The sequence below is a fragment of the Tumidithrix elongata BACA0141 genome (assembly GCF_036349135.1).
In the GTDB taxonomy this organism is placed as follows: Bacteria; Cyanobacteriota; Cyanobacteriia; order Pseudanabaenales; family Pseudanabaenaceae; genus Tumidithrix; species Tumidithrix elongata.
On record NZ_JAZBJZ010000002.1, the window covers coordinates 37,823 to 52,912 of the forward strand.

Annotated in this window: 13 protein-coding genes; 5 read left to right on the forward strand and 8 right to left on the reverse strand. The window is 45.3% G+C overall.

The features are described 5' to 3' along the window. Positions 1-32: 32 nt before the first annotated feature. From V2H45_RS00800 to V2H45_RS00810, 3 genes are read right to left on the reverse strand one after another with little or no spacing between them, the layout of a single operon-like run. On the reverse strand, positions 33-542 hold the full coding sequence (locus V2H45_RS00800; protein ID WP_330481695.1) for a hypothetical protein: 510 nt from the start codon (positions 540-542) through the stop codon (positions 33-35). Beyond that, positions 527-1,126 carry a hypothetical protein gene (locus tag V2H45_RS00805; RefSeq protein ID WP_330481696.1) on the reverse strand — a complete coding sequence of 200 codons (600 nt, stop codon included), beginning with the start codon at positions 1,124-1,126 and terminating at the stop codon, positions 527-529. Before V2H45_RS00805 ends, V2H45_RS00800 begins: the two co-directional genes overlap by 16 nt. Then, entirely contained in the window at positions 1,116-1,952 is an 837-nt protein-coding gene (locus V2H45_RS00810; protein ID WP_330481697.1) for a TIGR04255 family protein, read from the reverse strand. Before V2H45_RS00810 ends, V2H45_RS00805 begins: the two co-directional genes overlap by 11 nt. A gap of 302 nt (positions 1,953-2,254) precedes the next feature. Between V2H45_RS00810 and aroF the strand changes: the two genes are divergently transcribed. Then, complete coding sequence (aroF, locus tag V2H45_RS00815) at positions 2,255-3,313, forward strand: 3-deoxy-7-phosphoheptulonate synthase (protein WP_330481698.1); 1,059 nt, start codon at positions 2,255-2,257, stop codon at positions 3,311-3,313. Positions 3,314-3,384: 71 nt separating this feature from the next. Here the strand turns inward: aroF and cobA are convergent, their stop codons facing one another. After that, the gene (cobA, locus tag V2H45_RS00820) at positions 3,385-5,100 is read right to left on the reverse strand and encodes a uroporphyrinogen-III C-methyltransferase (protein ID WP_330481699.1); all 1,716 of its coding nucleotides are present in this window, start codon (positions 5,098-5,100) and stop codon (positions 3,385-3,387) included. Between the two features lie 309 nt (positions 5,101-5,409). Here cobA and V2H45_RS00825 point away from each other — a divergent pair, with 309 nt between their 5' ends. Next, a complete protein-coding gene (locus V2H45_RS00825; protein WP_330481700.1) occupies positions 5,410-7,950 on the forward strand; it encodes a bifunctional diguanylate cyclase/phosphodiesterase in 2,541 nt (846 codons plus the stop codon). Between the two features lie 59 nt (positions 7,951-8,009). Here the strand turns inward: V2H45_RS00825 and V2H45_RS00830 are convergent, their stop codons facing one another. The 3 genes from V2H45_RS00830 to rpsJ all read right to left on the reverse strand — a co-directional run bounded on the left by V2H45_RS00830 (position 8,010) and on the right by rpsJ (position 10,464). After that, the gene (locus tag V2H45_RS00830) at positions 8,010-8,891 is read right to left on the reverse strand and encodes a M23 family metallopeptidase (RefSeq protein ID WP_330481701.1); all 882 of its coding nucleotides are present in this window, start codon (positions 8,889-8,891) and stop codon (positions 8,010-8,012) included. 44 nt (positions 8,892-8,935) lie between these two features. Further along, positions 8,936-9,982 (reverse strand): MBL fold metallo-hydrolase, encoded by a 1,047-nt coding sequence (locus V2H45_RS00835; protein WP_330481702.1) that lies wholly within the window; start codon positions 9,980-9,982, stop codon positions 8,936-8,938. 164 nt (positions 9,983-10,146) lie between these two features. Continuing rightward, positions 10,147-10,464 (reverse strand): 30S ribosomal protein S10, encoded by a 318-nt coding sequence (gene rpsJ / locus V2H45_RS00840; protein ID WP_015164464.1) that lies wholly within the window; start codon positions 10,462-10,464, stop codon positions 10,147-10,149. Between the two features lie 662 nt (positions 10,465-11,126). Between rpsJ and V2H45_RS00845 the strand changes: the two genes are divergently transcribed. From V2H45_RS00845 to tilS, 3 genes are all read left to right on the forward strand, one after another. Continuing rightward, positions 11,127-12,212: a hypothetical protein gene (locus tag V2H45_RS00845; RefSeq protein ID WP_330481703.1), complete on the forward strand. Its 1,086-nt coding sequence runs from the start codon at positions 11,127-11,129 to the stop codon at positions 12,210-12,212. A gap of 51 nt (positions 12,213-12,263) precedes the next feature. After that, a complete protein-coding gene (locus tag V2H45_RS00850) occupies positions 12,264-12,803 on the forward strand; it encodes a hypothetical protein (RefSeq protein ID WP_330481704.1) in 540 nt (179 codons plus the stop codon). Between the two features lie 83 nt (positions 12,804-12,886). Beyond that, positions 12,887-13,924, forward strand: a complete 1,038-nt coding sequence (gene tilS, locus V2H45_RS00855; protein ID WP_330481705.1) for a tRNA lysidine(34) synthetase TilS — start codon at positions 12,887-12,889, stop codon at positions 13,922-13,924. A 3-nt stretch (positions 13,925-13,927) separates the two neighbouring features. Here the strand turns inward: tilS and V2H45_RS00860 are convergent, their stop codons facing one another. Next, a complete protein-coding gene (locus tag V2H45_RS00860; protein ID WP_330481706.1) occupies positions 13,928-14,977 on the reverse strand; it encodes a Gfo/Idh/MocA family oxidoreductase in 1,050 nt (349 codons plus the stop codon). Between the last annotated feature and the right edge of the window lie 113 nt (positions 14,978-15,090).

The following is a 15,090-nucleotide window of genomic DNA, read 5'->3' on the forward strand; positions in this document are numbered from 1 at the left end:
TTGCAATCCCAAAGTGTTTACCTAATCTTTTTTTAGTCGAATCCATCAGGCTTAATTTCCCATCCATGCGATACAAGGCGTTCATCAGCTAAACGTGCTAATTTCTGCTGCAATCTCTTAAAAACTTTATCACTTGAATACTCTGGTGAGGGTTCTATTCGGGCATGAGCCTTATTATCTGACTTCGGACGATGAATTACATCAATCTTGTACGAAGTTGTAATTTTTCCCTTACTATCGCCACTACTCAAATCGTCTACGGCTCTGATATTCCCAGCAATTAACCCGATTATTCCATCAGTTTTTTCTAGCTGGGTTCGACTTGGAGTGTACTCATGTATACAAGCCCTATCAACAGATGGTTTAAGTCCGCGATCGCTAAATGTCATTTTACTAAAATTTATTTTTCCTTCAGGAGATCTTGTGTAGTATTGAGTTTCACCATTGCCATGAGCAGCTACTCTCCTATACAGCAATTCTTCGTCGCCTACAAGAGATATTTCAAGCTCACATCCTGTTTCGGGGGTTAATTGGCTATCCACATCCACAGGCTACTTAGGATATTTTCATTCATAGTAGTAAACCCATCTTCCATTTCACGATCAATATCAGCGCCCCAAACCTTTATGTATTCGATATTTGAGCCTGATATATCAAAATCCAACTTTTTTTCCCCGTGCCACCACTCAAGTATGACTTTCGAGTCTGGATCAACATTGATTAGGGGAAGACTCCACCATAAGTTATTTTTTTTTGATAGATTAAACAACTTTGAGAGTAAGCCAAAAGTTGTATGAAGAGTCTTTGAGTCAATTTTTTTTTCTAGCTTCTGTAGTCTAACAGCGGCAAGATTGAGTTCTGGGAAATCGGTCAAAAACCTATCTCTTAGATTTAATGCGACTTCTGTATTTTCTATATAAGTAGTAGGGGTATCCACATTAGTATTTTTATAATCAACCTCTGGAATAGTTGAAGCTGAAATCACATGAATATTGTTTTGTCTATAGTTTTTTTTAGCATTAGGTCTCTGTAACGAATCATGCCAAATGCTAGGAGATTCAATTGGACTTTGTATTGGGCGCTCAGTAATTGAAGCGGCAGCGCTATTTATTAGATTAGTTATCATTTTTTTTACCCCATACTGAGTTTTGCATCTCTAAACTGGTTAAATCAGTAAAACTTTGAATCACCCAATTGTGAGCAAGATTAAACCAGTCTGACAATCCCTCAAGTGAGCTTTGATTAGGATCAATACCACGAACAGTTATATCCATCAAAAACTTTTGCTCTTGATTATCAATCTGTTTTAAAGTTCTGATATTTATATGAATCCTGCCCTTGTTCTCAGGTAATAAAAAAGTTGTATTCCAGTTAATTGATTCTGGCTCTATCAGAAATCTATCTTGATTATTTCGCCATACAATATCAGGAAAGACCCGACCTATTTCAGCTAATTTTTGATTGCCTATGTCTGTTGAAATAATATTCACATATACAATTTCATATTGCAGTGGCTGAATTTCACCTAGATTCTCTTTTGAGAGAAACTCTTTAAATGTAGATAGCTGCTGTTTGAAAATCTGAAAAACCTTGTCAAATCTTGGATATTGATCGTCTTGATTCACCTTTCTCCAGTTATGAAGAAAACGATTTCGTTGTATTTGAATAATTTTGTCTTCTTTATCACTTAAAAACCAAATTCTTGGAAGTGGTGGGGTATCAAAAAACTTTACTTCAGTAACTTTTGGTGTATATCCAGAAAGATCTTCAATTTTAGCTTCTAATTCAGGTTTTTCTTGGCAACTTGGGTAATCAGCCTTAAACTCTTCCCACAACAAGCCAAGATGTGGGGCAAGTAAATTTTTAAGTTCGTGAAAAGCTACCCCACAAGCTACCTCTACAACTGGGGGGGTTTCAAACTGAATCTGAAATGGGGTTTCTATGTCTAGCAAGGATTTAACGATACTTTCAGGATGTTGCTAATTTAGACAGATGTGCCTTACTTAAGATAACGACTAATTTTTACTATTTCTAGTATAAATTTCAACCAACAAACAACACAATAAAAATTCACCTGCAAGATGTGAAGGTTTGTTTTGGTGAGTCTTACAATATTCACATGAATTTTGAGCACAAGAATTTCTTAAGTGTTACAGAGAATCTAGGTGGGTTAGGCTGCGAGATAGATGAAGGCAGATTGGGATAGCGCATACAATAAGGCATCTTTAAAACTAATGATTTGGGAAATTTTGCCATGATCGTCGTGATGAAAGTTGGCACACCAGAAGTTGAAATTAATCGTACTTGCGAAGAGCTTTCCACATGGGGGCTCTCTCCAGAAAAAATCGTCGGAAAGCATAAAGTCGTACTCGGTCTGGTTGGAGAAACCGCAGAGCTAGATACCAACCGAATTGAAGAAATTAGCCCTTGGATTGAGTCCGTCCTGCGCGTAGAGCGCCCGTTTAAACGCGCCAGTCGGCAATATCGCCAGAATGAAGCCAGTGAAATCGTTGTTTCCACCCCCAATGGCGATGTTTACTTTGGCGAACATCATCCGCTCGTGATTACTGCTGGGCCCTGCTCCGTCGAAAACGAAGAGATGATTGTCGAGGTTGCCCAACGGGTCAAGGCAGCAGGGGCTCACTTTCTTAGAGGTGGTGCTTACAAGCCACGTACCTCGCCCTACGCTTTCCAAGGACATGGAGAAAGTGCCTTGTCGCTGTTAGCTACGGCAAGAGAGGCAAGTGGTTTAGGCATTATCACGGAGGTAATGGATACTCCTGATATTGAGAAAATTGCTGAGGTTGCCGACATCCTACAGGTTGGCGCCAGAAATATGCAAAACTTCTCTCTGCTCAAGCAAATTGGTAAGCAAAATAAGCCTGTTTTGCTTAAACGGGGCATGGCAGCCAGTATTGATGATTGGCTGATGGCGGCGGAGTATATTTTGGCGGCAGGAAACCCCAATGTGATTTTGTGCGAAAGGGGTATTCGTACCTTCGATCGCGAATATACGCGCAATACGCTCGATTTGTCCGCAATACCTGTTTTACGGAAACTCACCCACCTACCGATTATGGTTGACCCCAGTCATGGTACGGGGTGGTCGGATTATGTGCCATCTATGAGTAAAGCCGCGATCTCTTCTGGTGCAGATGCGCTCATGATCGAAGTGCATCCCAATCCTAAAAAGGCGCTATCGGATGGACCGCAATCCTTGACCCCTGAGCAGTTTGATCAACTCATTCCTGAATTGGCAAAAATTGCTGAAGTTATGGGGCGCTCTTGGCAACGTCAGACGGTTCTGGCTTAAACCTCTAACTATCGCTATCCTGCTTGAATTATAGAAATCCTCATAGGACAGGCACTTCGCCTGATGTGAGGCTATACCACCAGCTTAGTAATGGCTGCTGTCAGCCCCTCTAGGGTATATTCCTCTGCTTCGCAATCTATTCTTCCCAATAGTTCGCGGCAAGTGAGAGAAGTCTGCGGTCCAATTGAGGCAATTCTCATAGGCAATAGCCAAGATTGCCATACTTCTATCGAGGCTACGCCCGAAAGGAGCTGACAAAAGTGCTTTACGGTTTTAGAACTAGCAAAGGTAATGACATCAATTTTCTGAGTTTGGATGGCTTGTAATGCCAGAGGATCGATTTCTCTAGGGCAGCCTGACTCGTAAGCAGGAACGGCATCGATCGCTGCACCTTGCTGTTTAAACTGCTCGATTAAGATTTCCCGTCCACCTGACTGGACGCGCGGGAAGAGAATTCGCGTACCCTCGATAGTGGGAAATTTTTCGAGAAATGTTTCGATTAGGGCATCGGCAATAAAGTTGGGTGGAATCAAATCGGGGGCAATGCCATATTTCCCTAAAATATCTGCGGTTTTTTGCCCGACTACTGCCAGCTTAAGTTTGTGCAGCGATCGGCTATCTTTGCCAGCATGACGCAATCGTTCAAAGAAGCTCTCCACGGCATTTGCGGAGGTTAAAATTAGCCAATCGTAGTTTTCGAGGTTAGCGATCGCGCTATCTAAGTCTGACCAACTCGTCGGCGGTAAAATTGCTAAGGTGGGCATTTCCAGAACTTCTGCTCCTTGACTGGTCAGCATTTCTGTAAATTGGCTAGACTGACCTGCGGCTCTGGTGACAAGAATGCGTTTACCTAGCAATGGCAAGGATTTTTGAGGGGTTTGCATTTCCATGGGCATGTCATTGATATTTAGCTTTTCATTTTCCTGCATCATTGTCTGCTTAAACGGATTCTGTCTAAATATCCAAGTGTGATATTGCACCACATCTCCCACCACAATCACCGCTGGCGAGAGGGAACGATCGGGTAATTTTGTGAGAATATCTGCTAGCGTTCCTATCCAGATCTGTTGTTCGGGTCTGCCGCACCACTGCACGATCGCAATCGGCGTCTCAGCAACTTTACCAACCAGAAGTTTATCCAATATCTGTCTTAGGTTCAGTGTTCCCATCAGAATCACTAACGTAGGCATTTGATGTAGTGCCTGCCACGGTAGAAGTTCCAAATCATGACCAGTCATGACAGCAAAACAAGGACTGGATTCCGTATCGGTGAGTGGAATGCCTGCTAGAAGAGGTGCAGCGATCGCACTAGAAATCCCAGGCACCAACTCAAATTCGCATTTCGCCTCATAAAGCGCTTGAATCTCAGCAACCGAACGCCCAAATACCCAAGGGTCGCCACTTTTAAGTCTTACGATCTGCTTCCCTTGTTGACATTGTTCGATCAGGATCTGGTTGATATCCGCTTGCCGAATGGAAGCTTGACCACCCCGTTTCCCCACGGATATCAGAAGGCAAGATGGGGAGGTAAGTTGTAATAGCGATTCATCTGCTAGGGCATCATAGACGATCGCATCAGCCTGAGAGAGTAGTTGATGGGCTTTGACGGTTAAATATTCTACGCCTCCAATTCCCGCACCAACAATAAATACCTTCCCTAATACTGGGGGTAAGTAAGATGAATTCTCCACGAATGGAGCTGGTTTTTCGCAAGCTTTGCGATCGGGCGAAGTTCCATCACTGGGATTTCGCTCTGGATAAGAATGACTGGGATTGACTGCAATCATAGGCTCTAAAGTTAAGAATGATTTCTATCCACCATCATTTACCCAATTCTTGACTCCAATAAGTAGGCTTTCATCTATACCGATCGGAATAGTTTTAGAAGTTTATAGAGACTTACTGCGATCGCTGGGCTAAGCGCTCCATGTCAGTATAGTTGGATAAGTTCCAATCTCGTTATAGCTTTGGGATTTGATATAACTATAGAAATTATTGCGTGCATCACATTTGGCGTCAGTATACGAACGTGATAATGTTTGAGAGCTAGTTCCTAAGTGTTATTTGGGAGAATATAAACAATATAGGGGGAAATATTGTCATTACGCTCAATTTTGGTTATACCCTTTGTTCTGCAAATTGTCGTAGCCGTAGGTTTAACAGGCTGGTTATCCCTACAGAATGGACAGAAAGCTGTCAATGAGGTGGCGACAAAATTACGCAGTGAGGTCACAGCAAGGATTCAAGAGCGACTACTCGCTTACATTGAGATTCCTCCATTGGTAAATCAAATTACTGCCAATGCGATCGCGACGGGACAACTCGATCTAGAGAACGATCTCATCCGTGGCCGTCATTTTTGGAAACAAGTCGTAACATTTCCTCAAATTAGCGTTCATTTCTTTGGCAATACCAAGGGCGAGTTTTTTACGGCGCGACGCTTACCTAGTGGCGAAGTACAGGTCGGTTTGGCCGATCGCTCGACCAATGGCAATATTAACTATTTCATGGCGAGTCCGCTCGGCGATCGCCTCCAACGCCTTGATGTCATTCCCCAATTCGATCCGAGGATGCACCCTTGGTATAAAGCTGCGGTGGCATTTGATAAACCTGGTTGGACCAAGATCTACCGTAATTTTGTCACCAAAGGCTTGGGGATTTCATCGGTCCAGCCTGTCTACGATCGCGCGGGCAACCTCATTGGTGTCCTGGGTACAGACCTTATGTTTTTGCAGGTCAATGAGTTTTTGCAAGACATAAAAATCGGGCAATCAGGGCAAACCTTCATCATCGAGCGCGATGGCATGTTAGTGAGTACATCGACGCAAGATCCAGTATTTATCATTAATGGCGAACAAACTGCCCGAATTAAGGCAACAGAAAGTGCAAATCCTCTTATTCGAGTCGCAGCGCAAAAATTAGATGCGGAAATCCTCAACAGTAGCTCGCCCGATCGCGCCATTCAACTTACGTTTGAGAGTGAGGGCAAGCGTCAGTTTGCTCAGGTTACGCCTTTACGAGATCGCCTTGGCATTGATTGGTTAATTGTGGTGGTTGTCCCTGAGGATGACTTTATGGCACAGATTCATGCCAATACCCAAATGACGGTTCTACTTTGCTTTTTGGCACTGATTGTATCGGTGACCCTAGGATTGCTGACATCGCGATCGCTTGTGCAGCCAATCTTACAAATGATTGATGCGGCTGATGCCCTCTCTCAAGGCGAATGGCAGCGGCGCGTGCCTGAAAACCGTTCCGGTTCCGATCAATTAGGACGATTGGCTAAGGCTTTTAACCGCATGGCAGCCCAGATTCAAGAGGCGTTCGCGAGGTTGCAATATACTGCCGATCGCGACGACCTGACGGGGTTACCCAATCGCACGGCATTTATGAAAAAATTGCAAGCCGCGTTTGAGCGGACTGAGCAAGATCCAACTCATTTATTCGCTGTCTTGTTTCTCGATCTCGATAGCTTTAAGCTCGTCAACAATAGTTTGGGGCATTTTGTCGGCGATCGTTTACTTGTAGAAGTAGCCGCGAGAATACAACTTTGCCTTGGTTCCGATGACACATTGGCTCGGTTTGGGGGCGATGAGTTCACCATTTTGCTGAGAAATATTACCAACCGCGATCGGGCGATTCAAGTTGCCGAGCAAATCGCCCACGCGCTGAAGCGACCTTTCGACCTCGATAATTATGAAATTTTTGTCAATACCAGTATTGGTGTTGTCTTGAGCACTTTAGGCAATAAATCACCTGAGAGCTATATTCGAGATGCTGACATTGCCATGTACCATGCCAAAGCGAGAGGAAAAGACCGCTATGAGTTATTCGACCAACTCATGCATTCGCGCACAATCGAGCAGTTGAAGTTAGAAACCGATCTCAGGCATGCCCTCGAAAGATCGGAATTTGTCGTCTATTACCAACCGATCGTGGTCACCGCTACAGGTCAGATCGGCGGGTTTGAAGCCTTAGTGCGATGGCAGCATCCCACCCTAGGCTTTATCATCCCCAATCGATTTATTCCGACCGCCGAGGAAACAGGCATGGTTGTGCGTTTAGGCATCTGGGTGCTACGAGAAGCCTGCCGTCAAATGTACGTATGGCAAAGTAAATTTCCTGCTACCCAAGCCATGGAAATCAGCGTGAACTTGTCGGGTAGGCAATTTTTCCAATCCGATCTCTTAGAACAGATTTGTCAAGTTTTAGCAGAGACGGGCTTACCACCATACAGGCTCAAGCTAGAAATTACGGAAAGCACGATTATGGGGGATGTTGTCAAAACGAGCAGTCTTTTGCATCAACTAAGAGACATAGGAATTAAGCTCAGCCTTGATGACTTTGGCACGGGCTACTCATCGTTGAGCTATCTGCATAATTTCCCCCTGAATACCATTAAGATCGATCGCTCCTTTATCGATCGCCTAGGTGTCAATGGTGAGAATCGCGAGATTATTGAAGCGATCGTCGATCTAGCCCACAAACTCAATATGAACGTGATTGCTGAAGGTGTAGAAACAACGCAGCAATTAGAGCATTTGCGATCGATCGGTTGCGAACAGGTGCAAGGCTATTTATTTGCCGCACCCTTACCCGTCGAAGCGATCGAAAAAATCCTCAGCGCGGAAATTTAAGCCCAAAATTCTGAAGTGGGGAAATGCTTGCCTGTTCGGCAAGCTAATAGCCTACGATTTCACTGCAAACCCTGTTCTCGCCAAGGTACGGGATCGATCGACTCCCCATTTACATATAAACCCCAATGTAGGTGAGGGCCAGTAGCCGCACCAGTAGAACCGACTGCACCAATGACCTGCCCAGCCTGCACAAAATCTCCCTCACGCACGTTAATGCGGCTCAGGTGAATAAAAATACTGGCAACGCCCTGACCGTGATCGACACCGATGGTATTTCCATGTAACTGAAAGCCTTGGGCGACCGTACCGACAAGCCGTACTTGCCCGGGGGCAGGGGCGATAACTGCCGAACCCTCATCGCCTGCATAGTCAACACCGCGATGGTAATAGTCATTGGCAAAGACACCATTGTAATAGCGCCGCACACCAAACCCAGTGGTCACAGGGCCGTCATTCGGTCGCAAAAAGGCACCCCGCCAAAACTTTTGCGGGGTTGCAAGCTGCTTAAACGCTGACACGCGCTCGTATTCGTAGTCGGAGACATCTAGGGCTGCTGCCTTTTCGTCAAGCCAGATGCTTTGCGTGGGAAAATCCCGATCTAGTAGGCGCAAGGTCAACATCTGTTCCAATCCCTCGGCAACCACCCGTACCTGCCGATCGCCTACCCGATCTAGCGGTGTCGTCGGAATAAAGGCACGCCAGCGATTAGGAGCAACCAGAAACGCAGGATATTGTTTTTGATTAATGGTTACAGAGGGGGGCGTTTTTGTAGTCTGCTTTGTGGCGATCCACACAGTTACCGTATCACCCAAAAGCGGGTTGGCAGGAGACAGAGCGGCTTGCAAGGCTTCCGCTTTAGGAACTCCTGCCACCACCGCGATCGCAATGGCAACCAGACTCAATACAATCAGAAACAGGGGCTTAAGTTTTAGTCTGAGCATACATTTTGAGCCTCTTGGATGCTACGGGTGTGTGAAAGAGATAATTATGGAATCAGCGGAATTGTGGCACTGCGGGTAAATTGTTCGTAAGCACTATCGAGATTGCCCGTATACAGTGCTTGAAACTTATAGCCTTGATAGGGGTCGGGAATCCTTGCATACTTGCTCAGTGCCTGCTCTTTACTCAAGATTTGGGCTTTCCACTCTAAGGCAGTGCGTTCTAGGGTACTGAAATAGGCCTGTTGCGTTTGTAATCCACTCACATCTGTAATTGGGCCATGTCCCGGTACAACCTTTGCTTCAGGGTAGGTAGCAATCAAGCGATATAAACTTCCTTGCCACTGGCGAATATCCGAGTCACCTGTAAAGGGAATACGCTTGTTGAATAGCATGTCACCGCTAAATAGCACCTTTGCATCGGGCACGTAGGCAACCAGATCTGTTCCTGCAGAATGACCGTCAACGCGTTCAATTCTGACTTGGCGATCGCCTAGCCAAATATCGGTTTGACTGTTCACAATCACCGTAGGAGGTATGACCCCAGCGGTTTGCAGTCTGCCGCTTTGGATATATTCACGAATGACGCCACGCCCAATAATCGGGATTCCCAGTTTAGAAGCCACGAGGTTTCCACCTGTGTGGTCAAAGTGATAGTGCGTATTTAAAACATATTTGACGGGCTTGTCGGTCAGGGTCTTAACCGTAGAGAAAACCAACTGAGCTAACTCTTCACTTTGAAATGCATCGATAATCAGAACCCCATCACTACCGATCACAATCCCCGCATTACAGATTGCCAGACCAGGTTGTGGTGGAAAGTCAGTACTGGCAACGAGGGAATAGATCCCTTGCCCCACTTCTTCCAAAGTTAGACCCGCTTTTTGCAGGCTAGGATTGTCTACACGAGCCTCTGCCATCACCACGGGTGCGGGCGGTTGCATAAATACACCTTGCCCTGCTCTGGCTGCTATAAAATTGGCATTTGCCTTTGCCTCAGAATAGCTATGACTGCCAACGATTCCCAGAAACGTAGCGATCGCTGCCAGCAAAACCACTAAAAAATACTTGATCTTTACTTTGATCTTGAACATCTCGCACCAGTTTGAGCCATTTGTTAAGGATGATACTCAAGTTTAAACGATAAACAAAAAATAGCTACTAGCCTTAGCCAATAGCTTATAAATTTGGATTTTAATTTGGGGCAGGTTCAGAATCATGGGTGGCGATCCTAAACCCTTGAAATCCTAAAACCTTTTTATAGTTTTACTTCGATATCTACGCCTGCCGCCAAATCTAGCTTCATCAGAGCGTCGATTGTTTTTGCAGAAGGTTGGTAAATATCAATGATGCGGCTATGGGTACGGGTTTCAAAGTGCTCCCGCGAATCTTTGTCTACGTGAGGCGATCGCAATAGACAGTAAATACGACGACGGGTAGGTAAAGGAATAGGGCCAACCGCAGCAGCATTGGTGCGATTCGCTGTTTCCACAATTTTTTCGCATGAGGCATCGAGCAAGCGATGGTCAAAGGCTTTGAGGCGAATTCGGATTTTTTGTTGTTGTAGAGTTGCCACAGCAGTATTTCTCAGTATGTGTAGGGATGCTTTAGTAAATTTGTCAGCGTTTCTGATTCTATCACTGCTTATCAATTATGTGTTCAAAATTACGATCAGAATTCGCCAGCCCTATGAAAGCCTTAGCCGTTTAGCGCGATCGCATTTTTGTACAAGGACATGAAGCTTCAAGCTTCTATCCTCAGCATGCTGCAACACCCAAGTATCCGCTCTGCCTAAACCGATTTTGTCAACATGAAATAATCTTATTTCGTGATAAAATGATGTAGGGTTGAGTGTTTTTTACTACAAAATACAGTTAATAAATTTTTGTAGCAAGCGTAAGGGACAGCCAAGGGTGGCAAAAATAAAATTCCAAAGCAAATCTTTAAGCGAAGTATTTAAGGATTTCTCCCTTACCAAACTAGATACAAGGCAACATCCAAGAAACTATCTATATCGTCGAAGTTTCTCCTTGTACAAAAGTATTTTGTGTTGAGCGTTCTATAAATAAAAGCTAGCAATAAAAGCTAGTAAAGAGAGCAAAAGCTTCCGAAGCTAAAGTTTTTTAGCAACTGTTTTTTGCTGGTTACAAGCATTGTGTGTTGAGTCTCAGCTGCGTAAAACAACTTGGTTAATTTGAGATAATGAGATAAGCCTTGCGGCTATTTGAGGAGAGCACAATGAAATTCTTGATCAAAAGTGGCCTGTCCCTCACATTTGTGGGACTTGTATCGATAGGTGGTGCTTTAGAAGCCCATGCCCAATCTGCCCTTAACCAAAATGGCAATAGAGTAAATAATTCCAAGCCTAGCGATCGCGTAACACCACGGGTTATACCAGTAGTTTCACCCACGATTAAGCTCAATATTTCTAAATCAGCAGTTCCCGATTTAGAGGCTGGGCAAGAGGTTAACCCTGCAAATGAAAATTATGTTGACCCAAATTCCCGCAAGCTTGGTGATGCTCAGCAGTTTTTAGCCCAGACCAAGAGCCCCACCCTAGAAGAAGCCAACAGGCTGCGTCAAGAGCTAACAATTCCACCCCTAGATCCAGATGTTCAGCTTGGGACTCCTGTTTACTTTCCTAGCTCTAGTCCTGGAGGTATCCCCAGTGGATTTGGTGCAAACCTTGGGGATGTCTATCTAGGGCTATTTGGCTCTACCGCAGGCAAAGCGCGCGATTACGTTGATGCGAGCTTTGCAATTGGGACTGGTGTCGGTGATTCACGCAAGGCGGTGGGGCTTGAGGCAACCTATAACCTCACCAGTTTTCGCAACTTTGCTTCAAACGGTACGTTTGACCTTAAATTGCACCGCATGGTATTTGAATCAGACCGATTGCAAGTTGCGGCAGCTATAGGCTGGACAAATTTCGCTAACTATGGCTCAAATGCAGGTGGAACCCCTTCATCGGTCTATGGTGTTGTCACTAGCGCATTCTTGTTAAGACCTGAAGATCCTAAATATAATTTCCCTGTGACGGTTTCAGTTGGTGTGGGTGGCGGTGTCTATCGTCCAGAGTCACTGCAAAATACTTCTGGCGGAGTAGGGGTATTTGGTAGTGTTGGTGTCCAAGTGCATCCACAAGTTGCGCTCAGCACGGGTTGGACAGGACAGGGTTTAAATGTTGGGCTGTCTTTTGTCCCTAGTCCTTCTATTCCTTTAAATATTAATGCGATCTACTCTGATATTGGGAATAGTAGTACAGCTGGCTCGCAATTTATCCTAGGACTCACCTACGGATTTAACTTCTCACCTCGTTTCTAGGTTGTAATATCCCTCTACTTCTGAGTTCATTTCGTTTAGGTCGATCGCACTATGAAAAAACTATCTTTCCGTTTCGCTGTTAACTTGGGCATTGGAACCCTTTTGGGAGCCTTGGCTAGTCCCTTATTGGTATTACCCGCTTGGGCGGGAACGATTCCAGTGATTCAAAACTTTTCTAGCTTGACTACCAATTCAGGGTTTAGTGGGAATAACAATTCAAATAATTTAGCTGCGCTCAATCAGGCTGCTCAAGAGATATTGACTTCACTGAAAGGTGGAAATGCTACCTCCCAATTGCTTGCCAGTATTTTGGTCAACCCTAGTTCTAATGACAAAACTCAGTTTAGCCAGTTGTTGCAAGGCTTAGGCATTTCTTCCGAATCTTCTGAAGCGTTGCTCCAAGTTTTACCTGGTTTGCTCAGTGAAACCCCATCTACAACGGTGAATGTTACGAAACTTGCCAATGCGATCGCCATCTACAATCAAATTATTAATGAGAGTAGCCCTGAAGTCTTAGCTGCCCTTGCGCAAAACACAGATTTTAAAGCTGTGCGCGAGGCTTTAAAAAATCTAAGAGCGGCGATTAAGTAAGCAACTATCAGTTTCAAAAAGCTGAATTCTGAAAGCGAATATCAGTAAGATCGGTCTAGTTCTGGCTGTATCTCAAAGTACTGATGATTCGTAAATTGCTACGGGCGAAATTAAACCGATCGCTTCGGCGGGACGCATCCTGTAAGGAATCACCGCCTGCTCTCTTACCACAGGGTGCAAAGATCCTGATCGCTGTATCAGGGGGGCAAGATTCGCTGTGTTTGGCGCAATTACTTTTGCTCGTACAACCCAAGTGGCAATGGCAACTTGCGATCGCACACTGCGACCATCAATGGCGTCCAGACTCAACGGCAAATGCACTTCACGTCCAAAAAATAGCCGAAGATTGGGGCTTACCTTTTTACCTGCGGACTGCCAAGACCCCACTCCGCAATGAGGCAGAGGCGAGGACTTGGCGTTATGCCATGCTGCTAGAGATGGCAGAAGTCGCTGCCTATGGCTATATCGTTACTGGGCATACCCAAAGCGATCGGGCTGAAACAGTTTTATATAACCTGATGCGCGGGAGCGGGGCAGATGGATTAGCATCCCTAACATGGCGACGAAGTTTGGCGCCAAATATCCAGCTCGTCAGACCTTTGCTCGATATCAGCCGCAGTCAAACTGCCCAATTTTGCCAAGAAATGGCGCTACCAATCTGGCTAGATAGTACCAATGACAATCTCACCTATCGCCGCAATCGCATTCGCCAAGAACTCATTCCCTATCTGTGCCAGCACTTTAACCCACAACTAGAAAAGACCTTGGCGCAAACGGCAGAGATCCTACAGGGCGATGTTGCCTATCTAGAGCAACAAGCCGCTCAGTTTTGGCATGATATGCCAATAGAATTCCATCAAGACTTAAATCTAGAAGCTGAAACTGGAGAGAATTCCCCGCCTCGGGTCGATCGCGTACGGTTGCAAGTACAGCCCATAGCCTTGCAACGTCGCATCATTCGGCAGTTTCTCAATCAGCATTTGCCCCATCAAACCAATTTTGACCAGATCGAAACATTCATTCATTTAATTGCTGCCCAAAATCATAGCCGCAGCGAACCCCTAGCAAAGGGGATGTGGGCAGAAGTGGATCACCCATGGATTTTGCTGAAGCGGGAATAAATTCTACCAAGGTTGACTACCAGCGGTAGCAACTTCGCGCAACTTGAGATCGCAACTTTGCAATACTTGCCCATCTAGTGCCGTTTGCTCGATGATGCTAGCGAGGCGTAACGTTTTTAGTGCCTGTACTCCACCGACGGAAGGTTGTTGACCGCCGCGCACGCAGGCGACAAAGTGTTCTAATTCGGCATTGAGTGGCTCAATATTACTGGTATAGACCTTTTCGATTAAGCCATCTTGGCGATATAAAATCTGACCGTAATCGGTCATGTAATTGGCAGTGGTCTGACGATGAATCAAAATCTCATTATTGAGAAAATCTGACTCTGTCAGGGAATTTTTGCAATGAGCCACTATGCGGCGTTGCTTGCGATGGGTAACTTTACTGGCTGTGAGTGTGGCAATCACGCCACTATCAAAGCCAATAGTTGCTGTCACATAATCTAAAAAGCCCGAATCAGACACCTTGTTGCCATGAGCCGTCAGTCTCGATACCTGCCCTGGTACTAGCTCGAGTAAAAGGTCAATGTCATGAATCATCAGATCGAAGACAACCGATACATCGTTGGCGCGATGGGAATAGGGACTCATGCGATGCGCTTCGATCGCCAACAAAGTCTCATGCTTTAAGACCTTACTCAGCTCTTGGTAGGCGGGGTTAAATCGTTCGATATGCCCCACTTGCAAGATGCGATTGCATTCCGCCGCAATATTTACGAGGGATTCCGCTTCCTCGATGGTTGCTGCGATCGGCTTTTCGATCAAAACATGGATGCCTGCTTTTAAACAAGTCAGACCGACATCATAGTGAAGTCGCGTGGGCACGGCTATACATACGGCTTCGACTAGAGGTAATAGGTCGTGATAGTCTTCAAAAAAACGCACGCGGTGCTTGCTGGCAGTGTCTAGCCCTCGCTCGACATTGACATCCGCAACCCCAACTAGCTCTACGTCTTTAAGTAAACTTAGAACCCTAGCATGGTGCTGCCCCATGTTACCAATACCAATTACGCCAACACGTATGGGTTCCAGATGACTACGATTGGGGTTCATATTCCTCACACACGCTCAATTTGAGAGGATCGTAACATAATTATTCGACTTGGGTTTCGTGTCTAGAGGTTTCATACCTAAAGTCATGTTTCGCGGCTTTATTCATTAGGATT